Source organism: Dorea phocaeensis, assembly GCF_900240315.1.
Lineage (GTDB): Bacteria > Bacillota > Clostridia > Lachnospirales > Lachnospiraceae > Dorea_B > Dorea_B phocaeensis.
Genome location: NZ_OEPZ01000002.1, coordinates 568,158 through 591,989 on the forward strand (window position 1 = coordinate 568,158; position 23,832 = coordinate 591,989).

The following is a 23,832-nucleotide window of genomic DNA, read 5'->3' on the forward strand; positions in this document are numbered from 1 at the left end:
CCTCCTCATGCATCTTATAAAATTACCTTTTCATATATATAAACACATAACTTTGGAAAAACTGACGCTTATTTCCACAAAAATTTCAAATTATTTAAAGTTTTTTCAAAATCTGCTTTTTCCATCGTTCCAAGCATATAGTATTCCAATCCCATATAGTAAAAACTTGCTAAATATCTTTTATTATTTTTAGGCGTAGTATATTCTTTTATCACGATATCTTCATTATTTATCCTTTTCTTATAGGTATCTGTCAAAGAATCTTCCACATCAATCCCAAAGGATGATATTCCATAAGACGCGTTGACAAAAAAAATCATCGTGTCTTCGTTCCCAAAATTATAATAAAGTTCTGCTACTTGAAGTTCTTTGTCATACTCCATTCTATCAAATTTCAATTGTTCACTTCCGCCAAACACTCTCACTGGTTCCGTCCCTAACTCATCACTCAACAGCTGATATGCCTCTTCTTCATTTTCTTCTGTAATTGTCAAATTACTCTCATCTGAATTTATCTTCTCTACGACACGATTTCCAACCTTCTGCTGAACATACTGTACCACCCTCTCAGGCCCGCCGATACCTGTAATTCCAATTGTCAATGCAAGAGCTGCTGCCACTGTTCCCATTGCCGCAATCCGTCTGCGCCGCTTTCTGCCAAATTTCTTCTTTGCCTTCTCTTTTTCCTTTTCCGCCTCTGCACTTTCTTTCTCCTTTATTAACTTCCGACCAAGCTCCAGTGCATAACGGTCTTCTTCTGACAGATGGGTATATGCTTCTTCTCTGCGGATTTTTTCTATCTGCTCTTCCATTTTCAAACGTACTCTTTCCTTTGCGCCTTCCGGAACTTCCAGCGTTTTATCCTGCCGTACAGATTTTTCTTCTATATCAGAAAGTTCCAAATATGCATTTCTTAAATCTTGTTCCAAGCGATCTTTCTTCATTTTGTCTTGTCCCTGTTTATCTATATTTTTGTCCATCCATTTACCTCTCTATTTCCCCAAATCCTATTTCCTTTGAACCTCTTGACCTATTCTCCGGTAAACGTATAATATAATTATAACATATATTCTTATATCACATTTACACATTACAGAATTCGGAGGTTCTATATGAAACGCATTATCTTAACTGGCGGCGGTACTGCCGGCCATGTTACACCTAATATCGCCTTGTTGCCACGACTGAAAGAATTACAGTATGACATCCACTATATCGGATCATATAACGGCATCGAAAAGGAATTAATCGAACAGTTTGGGATTCCATACCACGGCATCTCTTCCGGAAAGCTCCGTCGGTACTTCAGTCTCCAGAATTTCACCGATCCGTTCCGTGTTATAAAAGGCGTTGGCGAAGCCCGGAAGCTGGTTAAAATCCTGGATCCTGATGTTATTTTTTCCAAGGGTGGTTTTGTCTCCGTTCCTGTTGTTCTTGCCGGAAAAAGCCGCAAAGTACCAACGATTATTCACGAGTCTGATATGACTCCTGGGCTTGCCAATAAACTGTCCATGTCATCTGCTACCAAAGTTTGCTGTAATTTCCCGGAAACACTGGATCATTTACCGGAAGGAAAAGCCGTTCTCACAGGCTCTCCGATCCGCCAGGAACTCCTGTCCGGCGACCGTTATAAAGCAAAAGAATTTCTTGGATTTACTTCTGACAAACCGGTAATCATGGTCGTTGGCGGAAGTCTTGGATCCGTTGCCGTAAATGATGCTGTGCGCGGCATTTTACCAGAACTTTTGAAGAATTTCCAGGTAGTTCATCTCTGCGGTAAAGGTAAGATTGATGAATCCTTGAAGGGGCTTAATGGATACGCACAATTTGAATATATTAAGAGTGAACTTAAAGATTTGTTTGCACTGACTGATATCGTAATTTCCCGTGCTGGTGCAAATGCCATCTGCGAGTTGCTTGCGCTTCACAAGCCAAACCTTCTGATTCCATTATCTGCCAATGCAAGCCGAGGCGACCAGATTTTAAATGCCAGATCTTTTGAACGTCAGGGTTACAGCGTCGTATTGGAAGAAGAAGAGCTCAGCAAAGAAGTCCTTCTAAATGCGATTACTAAACTGTATGATCAGCGCGAAACTTACATTGCCGCTATGAAATCATCTCCTCAGCAGAATTCTATCGATACTATTATAGACTTGATCGAATCTGTGGTAAAATAACATTTTGTTGCAAATTGCAACACGATATAAAAGGCAGGTGTCACTCCGACACCTGCCTTTATGCATCAATTAAACGGTCGTATTCTTCCCGGTAATTTTTACGTATCCAGTTCTTTGCCCGGTACAGCATACTGTGAAGCACCTCCAGAGTAATTCCCATCGCTTCTGCCACCTCTTTCTGTGGCTTGCCTAACACATATGTAATCGTAACTGCCTCATACCATCTTGGACTTTTCCGATATAACGCAGCGAAGATATCGTCTACCAGTTTTCCAAACTGCCTTTCACGCATCTTTTTCAGAAACATTTCCTGCGGATCTTGCTCCTCTGCTTCTTCAAACAGATCTGCGGAAGACTCCATATCTTCAGTCAGATATTCTCTTGCTCTATCCCTTCCTTGATTCAATGCCATATATTTTACTGTCAGCAGAAGCCATGGCTTCACCGCATCCACTTTGGCATGTTCCATATGTACATACAATTTCAAAAATACACTCTGTGTCAATTCTTCTGCAGCATGATGATTTCCGGAGTAACGAAGTGCCGTCTTATATGTCAGCTTAAAATATTTCTCATAAATTGAGGCAAACGCGCTTCTTCCTGTTCCCTCTACTCTCACTTGTCCATCCTTCAATCTATAACCTGTTTTATTTGTGCATTCTACTTTCTGTTAACTGTGCATAGCAGCTACCAGTTCTTCTTTATCGGCATCCGTAAGTTCTCCCATCTTCCATTCAATTCCTACGCCGTCTTCCTTCCATCTCGGAATCATATGTAAATGGAAATGAAATACCGTCTGTCCTGCCGCTTCTCCATTGTTCTGCACGATATTATAGCCGTCACATCCCAAAATATCTGTAAGCTTCGTAATCATTTTCTTCGCAAGAACCAGAACTTTTGCCGCTACCTCATCATCTAGTTCATAAAGATTTGCATAATGTTCCTTCGGCAAAATCAATGCATGTCCCTTTGATGCCGGACTTGCATCCAAAATCACTCGAAAATCATCATCCTCATACAGTGTTGCAGTTGGGATATCCCCATTTGCCAGTTTGCAAAAAATACAATTTTCTTCTCTCATTTTTCTCTCCTTCTTTCCAAAAAATTTATAACAAAATTATGATTGATTATTTCCACCGCCAATGCTAAACTGTTACTCCTAGAAAGGCGGTAATAACTATGTTAACTTCGACAGACTACGACAAATTACAACAAATTATGACAGAAAGTCCTGAGAAAAAAGAACTTCTTTCTCGGCTTTTGGAAACCCATCGAATGGATATCAGCACGATCAGTCACGAAATCCGTAATCCTCTGACACTCGTTTACAGTACGCTTCAGCTGATAGAATCCCAGCATCCGGAAGTGTGTACGTTTTCACACTGGGATCATCTGCGTCAGGATATTGAATATATGAAACTTCTGTTAGAAGAACTTTCCAGCTATAATAACGGCGAACGATTAGAGCTCTCTCTTCTTTCACCGGAAACCATGCTGAAAACGCTGGCACTGTCTTTTGCATCTTCTCTGATCGAAACAGACATCCAATTTACTTCATATATAGAGCCAAATCTTCCCAAACTAAATCTTGATGTTCTCAAGATTCGGCAGGCATTATTAAATATCTTAGGAAACGCAAAAGATGCTGTCTTATCTGCCTCTTCCCTCCGGCATGAAATTGCTTTGAACGCACACATGGAGCATGGCCAGCTTCTCATCTCCATATCCAATACCGGCGATAGAATTGCTTCTGAAGATCTTGACAAAATCTTTGAACCTTTTATCACCAGAAAATCTTCTGGAACCGGTCTTGGTCTTGCCATTACCAGACGGATTATAGAAGCGCATGGCGGAATGATCCGTGTCAGTTCCACCGACCAGTCCTCTTTATCAGACACGCATGGAACCATCTTTACGATCACGCTTCCAATACAGCAGAACACCTAGGAAAAATCCACTTACCAGTCCACCAATATGTGCCATATTGTCCACTCCACTGCTTGCATAACCGAAATACAGGCTGAGCACAATCAGAACAATGATTCCTCGGCCTGTAATATTTCCAATTCTGCCGCGATTACGAAGCGCCACATAGAAAAGAGCGCCGATCAATCCAAAAATAGCTCCGGATGCTCCGGCAGAGATGGCATATTCACCAATCTTCAAAGACCAACACGCCGACATTAGATTTCCTCCGAGTCCGCTGAGCAAATATATGATCAAAAAACGAATCGTTCCGATTTCCATCTCTAAATTCCAGCCGATCACCATCAGCATCACCATATTATTCATCAAATGCTCAAACCCAAAATGCAGAAACATACTGGTGAAAACCCTGTAATATTGTTGTTCTTCTATCACATAAGGCAGATACATCGCCCCATGCTCCAGAAGAAAGCCACCATTCTCTGTCATCCCCTGCATTGTAAGAGCCAGGAAAACCACTACGTTCGCCAGCATAATTAAAATTGCGCAAGGAGCCTGAATCTTTTGTCTCTTCATAATAGTCTGTCTTTCCCTTCCCTTTGGCAATCATTATACCACGAGCGCAGAAAAGGAAGCACCCGCAAGGGTATTTACTTTTCAAGCCGTGGGTTGCCGGGTATTATCTGTCACGGATGTGACAGCAAGCCGAGTGATCGGCTTGGATTGCATGTAATGTAATCATTATACCATATTTCTGCAACAAAATACACTTTTTTCAAAGTTCTTCCTCTTCAATATAAAGCCCGTCCCAATCTCCCCACTTCGATTTTTTATGTCTATTCAAAAAGCGCTTTACAGGGGTCCACAAATTCTCCGTCTCCTTCAAAATGGAACTCCCCATTTCCTGCTCCGTAATCCAGTCATGTTCTCTGGTATCATATGCCGTCCTTTGTTCCATCGGCTCATTCATCACTTCTTCCAACGTCTCCTTTCGCAAATTTCTACCCGGCTCTTCTTCTATATTTTTCAAACATTCATTAACGATTTTATCTAGACTGTAATTCTCCTCCATAGTTTCCTTATGAAGTAAAAACACAATTCTAACACATTCCGAATCCTGGTAATCTGCCTGGCGAACCAGGTACTCTGTTAATTCATGGAAAGCTTCCCATATATCCTGCCTGGCCGGCGGATAATAGCAAAAATAAAAATGGTCTTCTTCATAAAAGATATATTCTGGATCCAGCAAGATACAATGAATATTCAAAAGATACTTCTCCACCGTTCTCAAAACACTTCTAAATTGCACAAGAAACTCTTTTATATCTCCATTTTCAATCTTCCCTCTCTCATACATCGCCTTAACAGAAATCTTTCCACTGACATTGTAATCATAATAGCTTTTTCCATTCATTCCTCGCCCGCCAATCTCCAACAATCCTTCCGGATGATTGATCTTCAACATCCGAATTTGATAATCCTCCTGATAGAGCTCTTCTTCCTCTATGGTAATTTTTCGCTCCATTCCTATCCTCCCATTCGTCTTTTTTTCCGAATCTGTTTTTCCGGTTCTGTAACAGCTGCCGCTTTCACAACCTCTATACGCATCTTTCCATGAGAAACAGATGCCTTTATCCTGATTTCCTTCTTCGATATATCCACAGATGTTTTTACTTCCGTCATCAAGATACACTTTCCTCTGATGCGCTCTTTTAGAAGTGCTTCCAACTCTTCTTCCTTTATTCCATTCTTTTCTCTCATCTTCGTACTTCCGACCACAGCCGTCTCATATGCCGCCCCAGACAAAATACTTTTGTCATGGTAATAAAATGCAGCCAGTATACACCCCATAACCAAGAACAGAATCATGGGCATAAGAACCGACATTTCCACTGTAAAGCTGGCAGATACTCTCCGTCGCTTTCCACTTCCTTTTTTACTCCGCATTCTTCTTTTCCCTTCTTTTCTATCTTTTGCAGGCTTTTATAACTTTTCTGCACAGACGCAGACTATATATCCACACATTAAAAACGGATAAAATGGAAGTGTCTTTTTTCTTGACAGCTTTCCCCAAATAAGACACCCCATCGCCGTAATCCCTAATATAAGAAAAGTAACTGTCAGAACCGCCAAGAGTTTCCATAGTCCTAGGCAAATTCCCAGTATCAAAATTGCCAGACTGTCTCCATATCCTACGCCTTCTCTGGTAAGTCTGCTAATCCCTAGACAAGCGATTCCCACACCTACGCCTCCCAAAATCAGAAGAGGATCTCCTTTTTCAATAAAAATCTGGTTGATCAATGCCGCCACCGCAGCTAACACCAAAATATCCAGCGGAATTTTTCGATAATGAACATCCACAATTGCAAGGCTTGCCAATATTGCTGCTATTAACAGCTCGCTTACTGTCCACATTTAGAACATGCCCCCTTTCCTGCTGCCTCCGACAGCGGAACTGCGTACACCGTTCTTTTCAAAGCGCTGCATGACAGCGAACCGTGATATCGATCTCCACTGTCTGTAATATACACGCCTCCCCATCCACCTCCGCAGTATTCACAAGGATAATATTTTCCTCCAGAATCATTGCGAAGTCCTTCCAATTCTTCTTTTGAAACCATATGAATTGACAAATTTAGATAGGTACAATGATAATCTCTGTGATATACCATTCCTGTTGCTGTTACATATACAGTTTCATCTTCGCTCGTTCCAAATCCTGATTTCTCATATCCTGTCCATGTTTTAATTTTCATCTTCACACGATATTTAACTGGTTTGATCCCAAATATCGGAATAGGGAGTCTTACCTGATACGATGCAGACAGTTCACCAATCCCGGTTCTCACAGACAGACGGGATTCACTGCAGTCCACTCCCGCGTCTCCACCTTCCACAACACTTCTTGCTAAGCGCTCCGCTCCAATTGCATGAACCACATTCTTTTCTATCTCCGAAGGTCTAATTCCCGTTACCCTCCCCACATCTTCCATGGCACACTTACCTGCATACTGAAGTCCCGATCGCACGGCGCACTCAATTGCCATCATTTCCATTAGGTACAAGAGGCTAACCACCGCTAAAAAGAATAGCGGAACCGCAGCTGCTGCCTCAATAGTAATGCTCCCGGAAAGAACCGGAGTAGAGGCGGACGCAGATGCCCTCCCGGCATAGATGAGGTTTCTTATTTTTGAGGGGAGTATTTTTTTATTCATCGTACGAATCCTTCTCCTTTCTTCGTATATTTTTCATAATCTGGATGTCTATTGATGCCCGAAGGGCATCTGCATCCGCCTCTTTACTGATATCCATAATAGGTAGGAAACCGATACTGAATTTCTCTTCTCAGTCTGCATTCCGTCCACAGTTCCATACGCCCAACACACAGATCCACCTTAAACCAAGTCAACCCACTTTTCTTTCTTAAATTCTGTTCTATCATGCCAAGAGCCCGAAGCCCTCTTGCTTCTTTTCCTTCCAGAAACAACAGCATACGCAGATAATCCCGATAATCCATTCCACCTGTCGTGTCCTTTCCTTCGTTTATATCCTCTTCTGTTCCCAGACTCATCAGCGATGACAGCGATAATTGCCAACTCATATCATCCTTCACCAAGGGTACCCGGCTGCCGCCAAGCAATGATCTTAGATCCATCACAGTCTCTCCATACGCCCAGGACAGCAGAATTACCTGAGCCGCAGCCTCTGTAATTGCCGGAACCGCAAGAAGGGAACACAGAGTAAGTGCAAGTGCCTTTGCCTCTGCTTTCTTTTCTGCGTTCGTCTGAAGATACGCGTAATTAGGCACATAGCGAATCAACATCAGCTTGTTTACAACATGTTCCAGATTCTCCTGATCACTTTCCCTGCCAGCAAGGATATATTCCAATTCATACTCCAATGCACCAGACCTCTCTTCATCCGTATATGCCGTGAAATGTTCCAATAAGTACTCTCCAAACAACAATGTAGACAACGTTCCCGTTTCTTCTGCAACATCTGAGAACTCTCCATACCCTTGATTCAAGGTACGAAACTCTGGCGTTTCTTGCAACGCGATCGCTTTTTCTGATACTTGCCGCTCCTTTGGCATCACCAGATTCAACACCTGCGACTGTTTAAGGTTCCCCACGTGTTCAATCGGATTATTCTCACTTGGGAGTTCCCCCTGCTGTTCTCCGAGAAGAGTCTCTAGCTCTTCATTTTGTTTTCTCTCTTCTTCAAGATACCCTTCTCCTTTTTCTTCCTGATGTCCCCACTGCGGCGTCTGCCCCACCAACTCTTCCATCGCATCAATCCCATACCAGTCTTCCATGTATGCTGCAACCTGATCATAAAAAAGGCTGCAGCCATGGTCTGTGAGAAACTGGATTCTTTCTATTTTATGTTTCATATTTCCCGCCCCATAAAATTCCAGGCGATCTGTAAGATTTTCTTCAGAATACTGGCCTGTCTCATAGCTTCCATCAATCGCAAATATTTCATATTCTTCCAAAAGTTCTTTCTGATATTCAGCAAACATACATTCCATCGCACGATTCATATCTGCTCTCCTGTAATTCTTTGCCATCTGGATGGAAGCACTCTCCATCACCCCAGCAACGAATGTGATTAACAAAAGAAAAATAAGGCTTAAATATGCCGTTACTTCCCCTCTGCACTGACACCTCTTCATATTAGATGCCCGCACTTTCACTCGTAATTTTCTCAAAAATATTCTGAACTAGACTTGTAAGCTGCGACTTAAAAATAATAACCAGCCCGATTAAAACCACCAGAATCAAAATCACTTCCACAACACCGATTCCCTTGTCATCTTTTAACTCTTCTATCAGACTTTCCAATCTCCATTTCAACTTCCATTTCCACATATGACTTCTCCTTTCATTAAAGTTCTTGAAATTCTTTTATTTCCTTCCTCTTTGCTACATCTGCATGGACAGAAATGCCGGTACAATCACTATAACCAACACCACACTCAGCATGAGAAACATCGGCAAAAGTAGTTTCGTTCCCGCTTCTTCTCCGCGCTTTCTGGCATTTGCTTTCCGATCTTCAAACGCCTGCAAAGCTTCCGCTTTCAATAACTGTGTTAACCCTTTCGTTCCCTTCCTAAGATTTTGAGACAACAATGCCCCTAATCTTACATATGCCTGCACATCACACCGTCTCCCGTAATTTTCATAACAGGACGATTCTGCCACACCACTATCCATCTCATGGCAACTGCTGCACATTTCTTCATACGCGTATCTAATTCCCGTAATGTCCCGCAGCCTCTTGTAATCCTCTGCAATCTTTTTCCATGCTCTCTTCACCGTCATTCCCGCTCCCATATACAAGGTCAATTTATTTACAATATCTGGATAATCCAGAATCATCTGATTCTTACGCTCTGCCATCTTCTTCTCCTGATTCTGCTTATCCAGTGCTTTTAAAAGAATTCCGACCAGCACACCCATAATAATCAGAACTAACCCTCGATCCTGCATTTTTCGGTAATAAGTCAATGTCTGATCCCCCACCTTTTCCGGCAAGTAGAAAAAGGGATGTTCCCGCTCCTCTTTTTCCTTTCGCTGAATTTCACGGACGATACTCTGATTTTCCATTTCTTCTTTCGTCAGCTTCTGAGGATATACACAAACCGCACACTGGTATCTCGCCTGCTTCGTCTCATCTTCTGTATACGTCAGCACTGCACTGATATTCACAACTGTTCCTGTTTCTCGTAGTTTTGGCTTCTGAATCTCTCCTTTGATATTCATCACATCATACCGATCCAGCTCCCAGGTCACTTCTACCGGTTCATCCGGCACCTTTGCCAAAAGATTCAGGTTCTGTTCCACACGATCAAAACTTTTATTTTCTCCCAAAATCAAGGTATCCATCCGACGGATGACCCGCTCAAACATCTCTTTAACCTCCGCTTTGGAATACTGCTGCTCTGCAATCTGAATCTTCACAGGAATTCTCTGTTTCTCACCTTCTTTCTGCACCATGACCTGCTCTGTCTTTTCTCCACTTCCGTATGCATTTCGGACAATCTTTCCATCCTCCGCTGATCTCGAAGCAAGATAATCCCAAGCTAACAGAAGTGTTCCTCCCATAATAAGAAGCCCTACAGCCATTGCCCTTAAACTTCTATTTCGATCATTTTGAAACCCAGATAATATGCGCCTAAATAGATTGCCAGACATCCTGACATCACCCCGATTCCCAATGCATTTCCATATAACCCGTCCATAAATTCCGAAAAGCTGAGATTCATATAGCCGATCATGCCATATGGAATCACGGACATTACCCGGAATTCATATTTCTTTGCCGCCAGCAAAGTATCAATCTCCCGCTTTACGTCGATCTTATCTCCTATCTGCTGTACGGTACTTCGGATAATAGCAATCATATCCCCACCGCTTTTTTTCGCCGCGGCAAATACCGTTACAAAGCTCCTGACATCCTCTGTCTGTACCTGGTCCGCCAATTCCTGAAATACCTGCTCGATTGGAATCTGCAGTCTGATTTTCCGAACCATCACCGCCAATTCTTTGGAAATCCGATCTTCTTCCGTATAGATCAGCTGCAGCTCCTTTTTTGCTTCACGCACAGCATTTTCTACAGAGTATCCGGTGTTAAGCGCAGAAGAGATTGCCTGAATCGCCTCCTTAAACTGAAGGAGGAATTGTGTTTCCTTCTTCTTCTCCAGTTCTTTTGCAAGCATCTTCATATGCCAGACGAACATCGGGATCAACGGCAGAATCATAAAAACGGATCGGTAATACAGCCACGCCGTCACTCCCGTAATGCCAAGCGATCTAATTATTATGAGCCCCAATTCCTTCCGGGTAATATCCTGCTGCCAACAGCTTGCCTTTTTGCTCCATTTCATAACACTTCCTCCATTCTCCCTCAATTCTATTTCCGTTCTCGCCCCTCTCTTCAAAGCGATAAAGCGGATGCAGGATGATCTCCCCATCCCGGTATTCCAGCACTTCCGTTACTTCCAGAACCTTTCTGCTCTTATCACGCAGTCTCCCTAAATGAACAATGATGTCCACTCCAGACGCAATCTGTCTCTGAATCGCTGCAAGTGGAAGGTCCATACCCATCAGTACCATCGTCTCCAGTCTGCTCAGCATATCTTCCGGACTGTTGGCATGTCCCGTGCTCAAGCTTCCATCATGCCCTGTATTCAACGCCTGCAGCATGTCGATTGCCTCTGCCGATCTTACTTCTCCGACGATAATCCGATCTGGCCGCATCCGAAGAGCTGATTTAATAAGATCACGGATGGTGACCGCTCCGCCTCCTTCTACATTAGCATTTCTTGCCTCTAGACGTACCAGATTCGGAACATCCCGAATCTGCAGTTCTGCATTGTCTTCAATTGTAATAATTCGTTCATCCTTGGGTATATATTGCGATAGTGCATTGAGAAAAGTGGTTTTACCAGAACCGGTTCCCCCACTGATAAAGATGTTGTATCCGGCTGCCACGAGTATGGCTAGAAAATCGGACACCTCTTCACTGATAGACTTCCAAGCAATCAACTGCTGCATGGTAATCCCTTCTTTTGAAAATTTTCGAATCGTAACAATCGGACCATTAATGGCAATCGGATCCAGCACCACATTCACTCGTGATCCATCCGGAAGCCTTGCATCCACGATAGGGGATGCCTCATTCACCAGACGATTGGAGCCTGCCACAATCTGCTGAACTACATCCTCTAACTTTTCCCTAGATAAAAACCGCTTTTCTGACTGATAAAGTCTGCCTCCTCGTTCATAAAAAATCGCCTCTGTTCCATTGATCATTACCTCTGTAATTTCATCATCTTCCAAAAACTCTTCCAAAAGATCCAGCTTTCGAAAGGCATTAAATAATTCCTTCCCAAGCGCCGTCTTCTGTGCCAACGGAAGATACTCCTGCTGCGATGCCTCGTTTAGCACTCGATAAATCAGCTGTGTCAACTCCTCATCTTCGATTTCTCTGGTCAAATCCAGTTCCTCCAGGATTCTGGCATGCAGCTGCTCCGCCAAAATCATGCGTGTCCCTCCTGTCTGGTCAGCTTCCTTCTGACATCCTCGTATCCCAGCAGATGAAGCTCCCGATCAAACTGAAGCAATTTTGCCTGAGACACAGGATCCGAAAGCTCTATCACCTGTACCTGTGTGCAGAAACTTAAGATCTGATACACCTCCTGAAGCCCTTCATCTAGATCTAGAATCAACACATCATAAAGTCCGCACTGCGCAATCTGACGCAGCAAATCAATCCAGTCCTCCCCAGTAACTCCCTTCAGATCTTCCGATACTTTTACAGGAAGAAGATAATCCATCTCTCCCATATGCGTCACAAGCGTTGTCAGAATCACCCCAAGATCCTGTTTTTCCTGCCGTGCGTAATACAAGGCGTCTGCAATAGTCGGTCCTTCTTCTGAAAAATAACCTCCTATCCCTCCGTAAACCTCCATATTCAGATACAACACATTGGCCTCTGACGCCAGTTTCTTCCCCAGTTCCAATGCATATCTTGTCTTTCCACATCGATGACAAGGCGAAAACACTCCTATAATTTCCATTTTTTGCGTCCGCACCTTCGTGAAAAACAATCCGTCAAATGCCTCTCTTTCACTGCATTTCCCAAAAATCTCCGCCAAAATCATCTCTGCAGATTGATAGCGGTAAATTTCCAAAGCGGAATCTGCTCCCTCTCGGCTTATCTGCCTTCCCCCAGCTCTCTCCGTCAGGATAAAGACCTGTTCCGCATCGATAGAGTTCCTCTCTTCTTCCGAATAATCCTCGCTAAGAAGCAATACCTGAATTTCACTTTTCTCCCGAATACGCTTTACTTGCTCCAGGCTCTGGCACACCTGTACCTGTAATGCAAGCTCCTGTTTTTTTAACAAATAAGCGGCAAAGGCAGCCGCATATTCCTGTTCCCTGTCACAGATTACAAGATTCCTGCTTCCCACATAGACTCCCTCCTGTTCCATCTTTTGTTCTTTTAACTGTTGCTCTTTCTTTACTCATTCATACATTGTGATTATTTGTCGATCTGACTTTGAAAAATTGAATTATCACGAAATTAGAGTTTCAGATACAAGATGCCATCTGCAACTTGTAGGACGATTATACCCTCCACCTTCTCCTTTGTCCAGCCCATTTTTAGAATCTCCCAAACTTTGTGCAACCTTTACAGAATTTTAAAAAAACAAATCCCATATAGCAGGGCAACCCCAGGAATTCCGAAGATTCCAGATGTCAATAACGTAAGAACATTCATCCCAACTCGCACGGAAATTCCCTGACTTTTTAGCAATTCATTTACGAAAAAGATCAATGCCATTCCCAAAACTGCCCGCACAAAAAAGTTTACCAAGATCTGCCCAAGTCTTCTTCCTTCTGATTCCATTCCCCCTAATCCCCCTCTTTTTCCTCGATTCCCAGCCGTTATATTCCTGACTTTTCTTTATCATATATATCATAAATACGAGTATTTTATTCCTGACATCTGCTTATACTAGGAAAAAGATAACAATGAAAACGGAGGAGCCCCATGAGATTATTTGAACGAAATGCCACTGCAGAAGCCGATATTTACAAACGCCTGTCGTTTGACCCTGAACAAAACACCTTGTCCGAAGAGATTATACGGGCAAGACAGGACTTTGAAAATGCCTGGCAAAATTTCCAAAACGCTTCCGACCCTGATCTGATCGACTGCTATATTTATCTCGGAAACGCTGCATGGAAACGTTATCGTTTCCTTCTGCGCCAGGCAAAACTGATATGAAATAGAAAAAAGACAGCAGCACCTGTAACTTCTTTGGTACTGCTGTCCTTTTTCTATCTGTACTACAATGCCTTTTTCTATAAGCGTATCGTAATCTCCCGATCTGTCCGGTGATACTGATGATAACGCACCCCTGCAGCATCGAACATCCGCATAGACGCCTTCACTGCTGTAGAATCTTCGTACTTATTGCTGTCATAAATCACTTCTTTAATTCCGCTTTGAATAATCGCTTTCGCACACTCATTACACGGGAACAGCGACACATACAATTTAGCGCCTTCAAGACTGCCCCCTCGGTAATTCAAAATCGCATTCAGCTCACTATGCACCGTATAGACATATTTGGTCTCCAGCGGGTCTTCCCCATCCCGCCGCCACGGAAATTCATCGTCTGAACAGCCCTTCGGAAGACCATTATATCCCATTGATAAAATTTTATTATCCTGGCTGACAATACAACAACCCACCTGTGTATTCGGATCCTTAGACCGAAGTCCTGACAGAATCGCAACCCCCATAAAATATTCATCCCAGCTTATATAATCTTCTCTTTTATTCCCCATATGACAGTCCTTTCCACCGCTTAAGCTCTCGCTATTTGGTTCCGAAAATTCGGTCTCCTGCATCTCCAAGCCCCGGAACGATATACTTGTGTTCATCCAAATGATCATCCAGAGCTCCGATATAAAGATCTACATCCGGGTGCTCTTCCTGCATTCTTGCCACTCCCTCCGGAGCTGCAATAATACACATAAAACGGATATTTTTCACCCCTTTATCCTTCAGCATCTGAATCGCTGCAGAGCAGGAACCTCCTGTTGCCAGCATTGGGTCTACCACAAATACTTCTCTTTCCCCGCAGTCTGCCGGAAGCTTGCAGAAATATTCTACTGGCTCAAATGTCTCAGGGTCTCGATACAGTCCAATGTGTCCCACCTTTGCTGCCGGAATCATATTTAAAATTCCATCCACCATTCCAATTCCTGCTCGCAGAATCGGAACAATTGCCATCTTCTTGCCGCTAAGTTCTTTCACAACCGTCTTACAGATCGGCGTCTCAATCTCCACATCCTGAAGCTTCAGATCTCTGGTCGCTTCATAGCACATAAATGCGGCAATTTCGCCGATCATGGCACGAAAATCTCTAGAGCCGATATCCTTTCTTCTAATTACCCCAATTTTGTGCTGAATCAATGGATGATCCATAACGTGTACTTCTGACATCTTTTTTCCTCCTTGTTGGTTATGTCTTTCGTTGTTTTTTTATATCATACCCGGATTACCCGGTGTCCTGCCGCCTTCAAAAGTCGGTTCATAATTGCGCTTCCAATTCCTTCTCCTGCAAACGCCTCGCTGAAAATATAATTGACCTCATCGTCATCAAATTCTCTTAAAATTCCATATAAATGACTAGCGATCGTCCGCTCATCCTCACGGGTTCCGATACTTTTAATATCTCCTGCCTGATACCTGTCAACCGTCTCTTTGGTTCCAATAATTCCAACCTGAAATCCTTCCCGGATCTTCTCAGCAGCCATTCTGTTAATCTCCGCAACTACAGCTTCCGTACTGCCTTCCACCACAGTCAGATCCGCCTTAGGTGCATAATGACGGTACTTCATTCCCGGCGCTTTCGGAGCCAGCTTACTGTCGGAAGAGATCAAAGTCTTGTCCACGTCCACATCTCCGATCAGCTCTTCTAACATTTCCCTTGTCACTGCTCCCGGACGCAGAATCATCGGAGGAAACACGGTCATATCCAAAATCGTAGACTCCACTCCGATTTTGGAATCTCCGCCATCAATAATCATCTCAATTCTTCCATCCAAATCTTCTTTCACATGGCTTGCTTTCGTCGGACTTGGACGCCCGGATGTGTTTGCACTCGGCGCTGCAATATAACCTCCGCCGGCACGAATCAGAGCCCTTGCCACGTCGTGATCCGGCATTCGCACAGCAACCGTTTCAAGTCCTCCTGTCGTTCCGTAAGGCACCCTGTCATTCTTTTCGAAAATCATAGTCAGGGGCCCCGGCCAATAAGCTTCTGCAATCTTCTTTGTACAAGACGGAATTGATGCTGTAATCCCATCTAACGCTTCCAAGTCTGCGACATGAACAATCAGCGGATTGTCAGACGGCCGTCCTTTTGCTTCATAAATCTTCTTTGCTGCCTCCTCATTCAGCGCATCTGCACCCAGTCCATACACCGTCTCTGTCGGAAATGCCACCAAACCGCCTTCTTTCAGAATTTTACCTGCTTCCTCAATAATATCTGTATTTATCTGGTTTTTATTTATTTTTTCTACTTTTGTTTTCATGCGTTATATTATACTACACTCTATTCATTCAGACAAGTTAGGATTCCTTTCGCCACTGCTTTTGCTAGTTCTTTCTGATAAGCAGAATCCGTAAGCCTTTTTGCTTCCTCAGGATTACTTAAAAATCCACATTCTACAATGACAACCGGAACTTCCGTCTTTTTTAACAGATAATAAGAATCTGCTGCTTTCTTTTCCCTGGTTCCACTCTCCTCTACCGTTAATAATGCCTGCTTTAGGATTTCTGCTGCCCGCTCCGCTTCTTTAGAATGCGAATAGTAAAACACCTGCGCTCCCTTTACCGCCGGATCCTGATAACTATTTTGATGAATGCTGACCGTAAGAGCCGGCATTGCGTCATTAATCAGTTTCACCCGCGCTTTCATATCCTGTACTTTTCTATTGTGATCCGAGTCCCCTGCGAGATCCTGATCCTTATCCCGTGTCATAATCACACGAACCCCTTCGTTTTCCAGCAACTTTTTCGTTTTCATTGCAATCTGTAAATTAACATCCTTCTCCTTAACAGAATTAGCGCCAACCTTTCCCGGATCATTTCCTCCATGCCCCGGATCCAGTACCACCGTCTTTCCTTCTCCCCGACGTGTCATCTTCTTCTCTGCCTTTTGTCCATCCGTCTGCTCCGCAATAACCGCTGATGAAGAGACCTGCTTTTCAAGATTTTTCCCAAAAACTAACAGGCCTGCAAGGAGCAGGAGCAAAATAAGAAGCTCTGCCTTTTTCATGGAACAACACCCCTTCCTAATTTTTGTTTTGTCTCCACTTCCCCTATCCACATACTCCGATTAACACCAGTAAAAGAAAGATATGAAAAGCTCCGGACAGTCTAATATATGACTGTCCGGAGCCTTTTATGGACGTTATTTTGTTCATTCCCTAATTTACATATTTTTGGATCAGGTTCCAAATATCACTGCTCTCCTGCCCCAGCGCCCACGCTGCTGTTCCGGCAAGCTGGTGATCTTTCATAAGCTGAAGCTTCGGTTCAATCGACTGTGCATCCTCTAGCCAAATCTTATAAGTCTCGTTCTCAACCGTCCAAACCGCGTAATTCTGCTGCGCTTCTTCATCCCAGGTTGTCTCTACACCCGCCTGAGCAATTCGTTCGCTTGCACTTGTCATTCCAAGCGCTTCACTCTCCACTTTCATTGGATACTCTGCATCTTCTGTTCCTGCCTGATTGTTCAGTTCCTCCTGTGTCTTAGGAATCTCCTTCCACAATCTGGTAAAGAATGGAATACCGCTGATCACCTTTTCAGCCGGGACCTCTTTTAATGTTTCTTCAATTCCTTCTTTTACAAAGTTGTAAGAAGATACCGGTCCTGCTTCTTTCGAGCCTGCAAAATGCTCATCATATCCCATAATAATTACATAATCTGCAACAATTCCCTGCTCCTTACGGTCATACTGCATGTTATATCCCTTCGGAACATAGTTGTCTACAGAAAGGATAATTCCATTCTGTCTGCATCTGACAGACAATTCTCGGATAAACTCGATATAATGCTCTCCGCATTCTTCTGAAATCTTCTCAAAATCGACATTAATTCCAGCAATGCCTACTCGGAGCGCTTCTGCAATCAACTGATTAATCAAATTCTCCCGGCTCGATGTGTGACTCAAAAGCTCATAAGATTCCTCATAAGAGTTAATTCCTCCGTCAAAATCTCGAATCGCTGCCCACACTTCAATTCCAGCCTGTTTTGCATAATTTACATAATCTGCTGAAGCAATGGATTCCAGACCGCCTTTTACATCCGCTACATGGAACCATGTCGGCACAATGGTCGTCAGACCTTTACTCTGTGCGATCATCTGCAGCACGCCTGCATTTGCATCCTCATTCGTCACATTATGCCATGCCATATTAATGGTATAATCCTTCGATATATTGGTATATTCCGGCTCCTTGAACTCCCGCTGAATCATCTTTTTCTCTTCTTTTTTCAGAGTGCTGTTTTTGACATACCCGATAAATCCATCTTTGGTTCGTACCTTTTTCCAGTTTTGTTCGCTCTCAACGATTGTAACTTCGTCCTTTTTCTTCAGTTCCGTTAAAATCGGGCTCTTAACTCCACCCTGGTAACGAACCTGCGTGTCTTTCTTTATCTCTGCAGTGGTAATATCATCCCAATCCGTGACTATCGCCACACGACTTGGATTTTCGTATACTTCATATTCAATATCCGTATACTGCTGAATAAAATCAAGTGCAATATATGCTGTACTTCCTTCGGTTTTTAAAATGACGTAGTCTTCCGACTTTTTCTCTTTTGAAATATTGTAATCTTTGCTGCCCACTTCCACAGACACCATATCCTTCGGAAGCATGTACAACAATACGTTCTCGTTAGGATCCCAATAGAATCGGCTGTTGATATACTTGCGTACAACGTCATACTGGACATAAGCCTTTCCATCTGAAATCATACCATGCGGCTCTACCACCTGATTGTCTACTGTTAACGCCAATTGGTTTTCATTTTCTATTCCATAATATTTGTTCAAATCATATTTTTCTTTTGACGGACTATATCTTTTCCACAAAAATGCTCCTATGACTGCAGCGATAATCAATAGAATCAAGAGGGCGATCTTAAGTCCCAGATTTCTCTTTCTTTTTCGTTTGGACTGCGGCTTTCTTCCAGCCTTTTTCTGTCGCACTACAGGGGAAGTGGTTTCTTCCGGCATACGACGCTTTGTCTCTGCCCCGCTCATCCTTCCATCTGAAATTTTGCGGCGTCTTTCCGGAACATTCTGCCTATTCTGCACAGTTTCACGCTCACGGCTTCCCATTTTTCTGCCGCTTCTTACACCTGCGCCCTGATCAGAAATCCGCCTTCTAGCTCCTGGCTGCGGCGCCTGGTTGCGTCCCTCTGCCGATCCTCTATTCTTAATCCCCGGTCGGTTTTCGCTTCTCGATCGATCCGAAGTTGTGCGGCGTCTTAAATCTTTTTCTTCCATGCTGCACCTCCTGTCAGATCATATTATATCAAATGCTTCTGCACACGTCATTATATATTTCGACATTTTCTTGATTTTACAGGGTGTTTGTATTCCTTATTATTTTTAAGTTTTACTTACTTTTACACCGTCGAACCACAGCTCCATAATATCCCCATTTTCATTCAGCACATAATCCCTCATATAAGCAGTATCCTCGCTCATTATATGAGCCTGAACAATCTGCATTGGGCTTGCAGGCAACCGGTCAATACCAAGATTCACCTTTTTCCTTTCGTATCCCGCCAGCTCCTGAAACATCCGTTCCATATCCGACGTATTGCCCATTTTTCTCCTCCCTCCCAACCGACAGATAACTACGGCTGCACTCTTGCAGATACAGGAAGGAAATGTGCTGTGATACGATAAAATCTGTACCTGCTTACAGCTTTTTGGTATAGAAGATAGTCCCGGTATATACACATATTACAAGGTTTCCAGTTACATATTTAACAGCTTATGACTGTCTCGTTACTCTTTTTTCATCTCAGTGTTTGTTGATAATTTCGCCAGAATCGGCGATTTTTGATTAGCAGTTCTGATTTGTACTGATAGATTATAGATTTAGATTCTATTTTGAGAAACGTATTTTTAGAAAAAATTTTTTATTCTTCCCTCCTTTATTTTAAGAACGTAGTTATCAGGGAAGACTATCTTCTAGTAACGTTAATTATAGCCAATCATATATTGGGATGCAAGCACTTTTTTATTTTAGCTTTTTTATTTTATCATAATTTTACTACCCATCATGTAATTGCTGTGATATACTGAGTTGGAAGGAAGTGATGTATATGAAGATTGAAAAACTCAATGACAATCAGATCCGCTGTACTTTGACACACGCCGATCTTGCTGAACGCCAGCTGAAATTGAGCGAACTTGCTTATGGAACCGAGAAAGCAAAGTCACTTTTCCACGATATGATGCAACAGGCAGCTTTTGAATTTGGATTTGAAGCAGAGGATATTCCTCTGATGATCGAAGCGATTCCTGCTTCCTCCGATTCAATTGTACTGATAATTACTAAAGTCGAGGATCCTGAGGAACTCGATACCAGATTTTCCAAGTTCGCCCCGTCACCGGGCAACGAACCGGATTTTCTAAAAAAAGATATTCCGGTAAAACTGGATGGAGCAGACGGCCTAATGGAACTGCTCGACAAAGTAAAGGAAAAATTTGACGCACCGAATCAGGAACAGGAGCCAAAGAAAAAACTTTCTCCAAAAGCTCCGGCACCTTCTCTTCGGTTGTTTTCATTTACCACTATGGATCATGTCCTTTTGGCAGCGCGTCTGCTTAACGGCATGTATTCCGGTTCCAACACACTGTACAAAGATCCCGCCGAAGATATGTATCTTCTGGCACTGACACAGTCAGACCTCTCCACCGGAGAATTTAATCGGATCTGCAATATGTTGTCGGAATATGGCGCATTGGAAAAGTCTTCTGGCTCTGTTCTTGCCTTTTTGGAAGAACACTGCGAGAAACTCGTTGCCGCGGATGCAGTAAAACAGCTTGCTGCTATCTAAGAATAGTGAAGCTTCAGCAAAACAAAATTCAAAACCCAAAACGGCTGTAACCTTTGGATAAATCTCCATGGTTACAGCCGTTTTTAGTTATGCGGACTATTCCCGCATATAATATTCTCTAATAATTAAGCATTCAAAGCTGCGTTGATCTTCTCAACTAACAGATCTGCATCTATCGCATGTACCATTGCTGCCTCTTCCAATGTTTCCATCTGTGCGGAAGGGCATCCCAGACAGTGCATTCCGATCTCCATAAGAATTGGAGCTACTTCCGGATGTGTATTTACTAACTCACCGATTGTTGTATTTTTGGTAATCTGTGCCATCATGACACCTCCTTCTTTTCTTCAGTATTTCCATTATAATCGCTTTTTATCATTGTGTAAACATTTTCACACAATTTATTCAATAAATTTGACTTCTCAAATGTCAATGTATTTTTCGCTTTTTTTCGACAAAACTATATTTTTATTATAACTTCACAAAACGTTCGTTCTTTTTTTACCCTTGAATAATCCCCCGATTTCCACCTCTTTTATGTGGATAATGTGGATAAATTTTGAAAAGTAACGTTTTTTCCACCTTTTTCCGCCTTTTCAATGTGGAAAACTTGGATAAGTTCTAATTTTACTTTTTTACATTTTTTTACAAATTTGTACATTTTGTACACCCATCCGACAAACTTTTTTCACCTGGCAAAAAGGTTCATCAGATATTTTCCCTTATGGTATGACATTAGAAAAGGACTATTATAAAATGAGATTCCGAAAATCTTTGAATTTCTCATTCTATAAAAGTCCTTTTATCTGCAAATCGTACTTTCTTAAATCAATCTTCTTATCGTAATAATGTTCGTGTAAGTGGCAGGAAGAATTCCGATTCCACGCGCGCTGTTAATTGCATTTACAATCTGTCCGTTCCCCATATAGATTCCAACATGTCCATCATAGAGAATCAGATCTCCGGCAATCGCCTGCTCATAGCTTACAGGTGTCCCCACCTGCTCCATATCCCATGTAGTACGGGGCAGACTGATGCCAAACTGTGCAAATACTGATTGGACAAATCCCGAACAATCCGCTCCGTTCGTTAAGCTTGTCCCTCCCCACACATAGGGATTCCCGATAAACTGACACGCATAATCTACAATTGCCTGTCCTGTTGCTGCTTTCGCCTGTGCCTCTTCCTGCAATTTTCTGGCAGCTTCTTCTGCCTCTGCCTGAAGGCGAGCTGCTTCCTCCTCTTTGGATTCCGCATACACAAAGGCTTCTTCCGGCGCCGCGGACTCAGAATTCTGAACCATTTCCCGGGCTTTCTGCTCTGCGTTATTTCCTATTATTATATAATCAGAATACACATAACCGCTTACGGATCCCGACTGAACTTTCGTCCACTCTCCCACGGGACCGAGAATATTAGCTGCATTATCCGGGTATAATTTTCCTACCCACTCACTATCCGTCGTTGGTTCACTTCTTATATATAGAAACGACTGGACATTGGCAAACGCCATATCTAAATACTCACCCTTTTCTGACGGCACCAGGTAATTCTCAACTTGAATCTCTTTTTCAGACAAGTAGCAATCACTTAGCACCTCTTCAATTCCAACCCGCGGCATCATATAGTCTTCCGCGGGATCGGAAGCCTCTGCTACAGCTGGAAATGCTACAATAGATCCTGTAAGTGTAACCAGGAACAATCCTTTTTTAAGAATAGAATCCATAAACTCCCTCCTTTATGTTTTCTTATCTTTTGTAAATATTACAGAATTGTTACACGCGTTACGTTAACCATTATACCACCTATTCTCTCTATGTCAACTGTATTTTCAATGCTTTTCATCGTCATTTCCGTCTATATTCCAACAGGAAAATACATATTTTTCCAATCTAATTGTTACAAATTGTTACATTTTAAAATTAATCATTGACAAATGTCTTCTTCTGCCGTAAACTGATTTCAATAACAATTATTGTTATTGAAAGGAGGCTTGCGGTGGCAACTTTAAAATATAGCAGACAGCGAGAATCTATCAAAGAATATCTGTCAAAAACACGTTCACATCCAACGGCCGACAGCGTATATCTTCATGTAAAGGAAGAATTTCCAAATATCAGTCTTGGCACTGTATACCGTAACTTAAATCTTTTAGCAGATATCGGCGAGGCTGTCAAAATAGCAACCCCTGATGGCGGGGATCGTTTCGACGGCAGGACAGAACCTCACTACCATGTGGTATGCACTTCCTGCGGAAATGTATTTGATCTTGAACTGGATCCTCAATATATGGAAGCTGTTAATCAGACAGCTAATCAATACTTTGATGGAACCATTGACAATCACACAAGTTTATTCTACGGAACCTGCAGTGAATGTCTGAAGAAAAATTCTTCAAAAGATTTAAAATAACAATTGACAGTTAGCGGAAAATATGTTAACTTAATATTAGTAACAATTACTAGTATTAAAAATAAGAAAAATTTAAATAAGAAAAGGAGACAATTATTATGAAAAAATTTGTATGTACAGTATGTGGTTATGTTCACGAGGGAGATGCAGCACCAGAGAAATGTCCAACATGTGGAGTTGGCGCTGACAAGTTCAAAGAGATGACAGGTGAAAGAGAATGGGCTGCTGAGCACGTTGTAGGTGTTGCACAGGGCGTTAGCGAGGACATCTTAGCTGACTTAAGAGCTAACTTTGAAGGAGAATGTTCTGAAGTAGGTATGTACCTGGCTATGGCAAGAGTTGCTCATAGAGAAGGATATCCAGAAATCGGTCTGTACTGGGAGAAAGCTGCTTGGGAAGAAGCTGAGCACGCTGCTAAATTTGCAGAGCTTCTTGGTGAAGTTGTAACAGACAGCACAAAGAAGAACCTGGAAATGAGAGTAGAAGCTGAGAACGGCGCTACAGCAGGTAAGTTTGATCTTGCTAAGAGAGCAAAAGCTGCAAACCTTGATGCAATCCACGATACAGTTCACGAGATGGCTAGAGATGAAGCTCGTCACGGAAAAGCATTTGAGGGACTTCTTAACAGATACTTTGGATAAGAAA

At 42.6% G+C, this 23,832-nt stretch carries 28 protein-coding genes and 1 pseudogene; 6 read left to right on the top strand and 23 right to left on the bottom strand.

Annotation, left to right across the window (positions count from 1 at the left end):
• Positions 1–68 precede the first annotated feature (68 nt).
• Positions 69–980: a DUF4367 domain-containing protein gene (locus C0979_RS06700; RefSeq protein ID WP_101695241.1), complete on the bottom strand. Its 912-nt coding sequence runs from the start codon at positions 978–980 to the stop codon at positions 69–71.
• 132 nt (positions 981–1,112) lie between these two features.
• Between C0979_RS06700 and C0979_RS06705 the strand changes: the two genes are divergently transcribed.
• On the top strand, positions 1,113–2,177 hold the full coding sequence (locus C0979_RS06705) for an undecaprenyldiphospho-muramoylpentapeptide beta-N-acetylglucosaminyltransferase (RefSeq protein ID WP_101695242.1): 1,065 nt from the start codon (positions 1,113–1,115) through the stop codon (positions 2,175–2,177).
• Between the two features lie 58 nt (positions 2,178–2,235).
• Here C0979_RS06705 and C0979_RS06710 read toward each other — a convergent pair whose 3' ends face one another.
• Positions 2,236–2,796, bottom strand: coding sequence for an RNA polymerase sigma factor (locus C0979_RS06710; protein WP_101695243.1), 561 nt, complete (start codon positions 2,794–2,796; stop codon positions 2,236–2,238).
• A gap of 51 nt (positions 2,797–2,847) precedes the next feature.
• Positions 2,848–3,261 (bottom strand): annotated as a pseudogene (locus tag C0979_RS06715) (HIT family protein); the annotation flags it as partial.
• Between the two features lie 95 nt (positions 3,262–3,356).
• On the opposite strand from C0979_RS06715, the gene C0979_RS06720 reads away from it, so the two are divergent.
• A complete protein-coding gene (locus C0979_RS06720; RefSeq protein ID WP_101695245.1) occupies positions 3,357–4,124 on the top strand; it encodes a sensor histidine kinase in 768 nt (255 codons plus the stop codon).
• On the opposite strand, the gene C0979_RS06725 is transcribed toward C0979_RS06720, so the two are convergent.
• From C0979_RS06725 to C0979_RS06780, 12 genes are all read right to left on the bottom strand, one after another.
• Positions 4,068–4,679, bottom strand: a complete 612-nt coding sequence (locus tag C0979_RS06725; RefSeq protein ID WP_101695246.1) for a rhomboid family intramembrane serine protease — start codon at positions 4,677–4,679, stop codon at positions 4,068–4,070. The genes C0979_RS06720 and C0979_RS06725 overlap by 57 nt on opposite strands.
• 199 nt (positions 4,680–4,878) lie before the next feature.
• Positions 4,879–5,628: a DUF6382 domain-containing protein gene (locus C0979_RS06730; protein ID WP_101695247.1), complete on the bottom strand. Its 750-nt coding sequence runs from the start codon at positions 5,626–5,628 to the stop codon at positions 4,879–4,881.
• Positions 5,629–5,630: 2 nt separating this feature from the next.
• Positions 5,631–6,050 carry a TadE family protein gene (locus tag C0979_RS06735; protein ID WP_101695248.1) on the bottom strand — a complete coding sequence of 140 codons (420 nt, stop codon included), beginning with the start codon at positions 6,048–6,050 and terminating at the stop codon, positions 5,631–5,633.
• 36 nt (positions 6,051–6,086) lie between these two features.
• Positions 6,087–6,518 (bottom strand): prepilin peptidase, encoded by a 432-nt coding sequence (locus tag C0979_RS06740; RefSeq protein ID WP_101695249.1) that lies wholly within the window; start codon positions 6,516–6,518, stop codon positions 6,087–6,089.
• The gene (locus C0979_RS06745; protein ID WP_101695250.1) at positions 6,506–7,318 is read right to left on the bottom strand and encodes a hypothetical protein; all 813 of its coding nucleotides are present in this window, start codon (positions 7,316–7,318) and stop codon (positions 6,506–6,508) included. Before C0979_RS06745 ends, C0979_RS06740 begins: the two co-directional genes overlap by 13 nt.
• A gap of 83 nt (positions 7,319–7,401) precedes the next feature.
• Complete coding sequence (locus tag C0979_RS06750; RefSeq protein WP_242962660.1) at positions 7,402–8,646, bottom strand: DUF5702 domain-containing protein; 1,245 nt, start codon at positions 8,644–8,646, stop codon at positions 7,402–7,404.
• A gap of 133 nt (positions 8,647–8,779) precedes the next feature.
• Entirely contained in the window at positions 8,780–8,974 is a 195-nt protein-coding gene (locus tag C0979_RS06755) for a Flp1 family type IVb pilin (protein WP_101695252.1), read from the bottom strand.
• Between the two features lie 54 nt (positions 8,975–9,028).
• Positions 9,029–10,231, bottom strand: a complete 1,203-nt coding sequence (locus C0979_RS06760) for a type II secretion system F family protein (RefSeq protein ID WP_242962661.1) — start codon at positions 10,229–10,231, stop codon at positions 9,029–9,031.
• Between the two features lie 5 nt (positions 10,232–10,236).
• Positions 10,237–10,992 carry a type II secretion system F family protein gene (locus C0979_RS06765; protein ID WP_101695253.1) on the bottom strand — a complete coding sequence of 252 codons (756 nt, stop codon included), beginning with the start codon at positions 10,990–10,992 and terminating at the stop codon, positions 10,237–10,239.
• Positions 10,919–12,151: a TadA family conjugal transfer-associated ATPase gene (locus C0979_RS06770; RefSeq protein ID WP_101695254.1), complete on the bottom strand. Its 1,233-nt coding sequence runs from the start codon at positions 12,149–12,151 to the stop codon at positions 10,919–10,921. Before C0979_RS06770 ends, C0979_RS06765 begins: the two co-directional genes overlap by 74 nt.
• On the bottom strand, positions 12,148–13,080 hold the full coding sequence (locus tag C0979_RS06775; RefSeq protein WP_101695255.1) for a P-loop NTPase family protein: 933 nt from the start codon (positions 13,078–13,080) through the stop codon (positions 12,148–12,150). The genes C0979_RS06770 and C0979_RS06775 overlap by 4 nt, the downstream gene beginning before the upstream one ends.
• A gap of 221 nt (positions 13,081–13,301) precedes the next feature.
• Positions 13,302–13,520: a pro-sigmaK processing inhibitor BofA family protein gene (locus C0979_RS06780; protein WP_101695256.1), complete on the bottom strand. Its 219-nt coding sequence runs from the start codon at positions 13,518–13,520 to the stop codon at positions 13,302–13,304.
• 144 nt (positions 13,521–13,664) lie between these two features.
• Here C0979_RS06780 and C0979_RS06785 point away from each other — a divergent pair, with 144 nt between their 5' ends.
• The gene (locus C0979_RS06785) at positions 13,665–13,901 is read left to right on the top strand and encodes a DUF2508 family protein (RefSeq protein ID WP_101695257.1); all 237 of its coding nucleotides are present in this window, start codon (positions 13,665–13,667) and stop codon (positions 13,899–13,901) included.
• Positions 13,902–13,978: 77 nt separating this feature from the next.
• On the opposite strand, the gene C0979_RS06790 is transcribed toward C0979_RS06785, so the two are convergent.
• The 6 genes from C0979_RS06790 to C0979_RS06815 form a co-directional block, all read right to left on the bottom strand.
• Positions 13,979–14,467, bottom strand: coding sequence for a deaminase (locus C0979_RS06790; RefSeq protein ID WP_101695258.1), 489 nt, complete (start codon positions 14,465–14,467; stop codon positions 13,979–13,981).
• 31 nt (positions 14,468–14,498) lie between these two features.
• Positions 14,499–15,128: a uracil phosphoribosyltransferase gene (gene upp, locus C0979_RS06795; RefSeq protein WP_101695259.1), complete on the bottom strand. Its 630-nt coding sequence runs from the start codon at positions 15,126–15,128 to the stop codon at positions 14,499–14,501.
• Positions 15,129–15,172: 44 nt separating this feature from the next.
• Positions 15,173–16,222, bottom strand: coding sequence for an L-threonylcarbamoyladenylate synthase (locus C0979_RS06800; protein WP_101695260.1), 1,050 nt, complete (start codon positions 16,220–16,222; stop codon positions 15,173–15,175).
• A 20-nt stretch (positions 16,223–16,242) separates the two neighbouring features.
• The gene (locus C0979_RS06805) at positions 16,243–16,968 is read right to left on the bottom strand and encodes an N-acetylmuramoyl-L-alanine amidase family protein (RefSeq protein WP_101695261.1); all 726 of its coding nucleotides are present in this window, start codon (positions 16,966–16,968) and stop codon (positions 16,243–16,245) included.
• A gap of 151 nt (positions 16,969–17,119) precedes the next feature.
• Positions 17,120–19,039, bottom strand: a complete 1,920-nt coding sequence (locus tag C0979_RS06810) for a glycosyl hydrolase family 18 protein (protein ID WP_408608327.1) — start codon at positions 19,037–19,039, stop codon at positions 17,120–17,122.
• Positions 19,040–19,312: 273 nt separating this feature from the next.
• On the bottom strand, positions 19,313–19,534 hold the full coding sequence (locus C0979_RS06815) for a hypothetical protein (RefSeq protein WP_101695263.1): 222 nt from the start codon (positions 19,532–19,534) through the stop codon (positions 19,313–19,315).
• Between the two features lie 503 nt (positions 19,535–20,037).
• On the opposite strand from C0979_RS06815, the gene C0979_RS06820 reads away from it, so the two are divergent.
• On the top strand, positions 20,038–20,775 hold the full coding sequence (locus C0979_RS06820) for an adaptor protein MecA (RefSeq protein ID WP_173814836.1): 738 nt from the start codon (positions 20,038–20,040) through the stop codon (positions 20,773–20,775).
• Between the two features lie 125 nt (positions 20,776–20,900).
• Here the strand turns inward: C0979_RS06820 and C0979_RS06825 are convergent, their stop codons facing one another.
• Together C0979_RS06825 and C0979_RS06830 are read right to left on the bottom strand one after the other, a co-directional pair.
• Positions 20,901–21,101 carry a hybrid cluster protein-associated redox disulfide (seleno)protein gene (locus C0979_RS06825; protein ID WP_101695265.1) on the bottom strand — a complete coding sequence of 67 codons (201 nt, stop codon included), beginning with the start codon at positions 21,099–21,101 and terminating at the stop codon, positions 20,901–20,903.
• Between the two features lie 497 nt (positions 21,102–21,598).
• Positions 21,599–22,501, bottom strand: coding sequence for a C40 family peptidase (locus C0979_RS06830; protein ID WP_101695266.1), 903 nt, complete (start codon positions 22,499–22,501; stop codon positions 21,599–21,601).
• 272 nt (positions 22,502–22,773) lie between these two features.
• On the opposite strand from C0979_RS06830, the gene C0979_RS06835 reads away from it, so the two are divergent.
• The gene (locus C0979_RS06835) at positions 22,774–23,187 is read left to right on the top strand and encodes a Fur family transcriptional regulator (RefSeq protein ID WP_101695267.1); all 414 of its coding nucleotides are present in this window, start codon (positions 22,774–22,776) and stop codon (positions 23,185–23,187) included.
• A 98-nt stretch (positions 23,188–23,285) separates the two neighbouring features.
• A complete protein-coding gene (locus tag C0979_RS06840) occupies positions 23,286–23,828 on the top strand; it encodes an NADH peroxidase (protein ID WP_101695268.1) in 543 nt (180 codons plus the stop codon).
• Positions 23,829–23,832 lie beyond the last annotated feature (4 nt).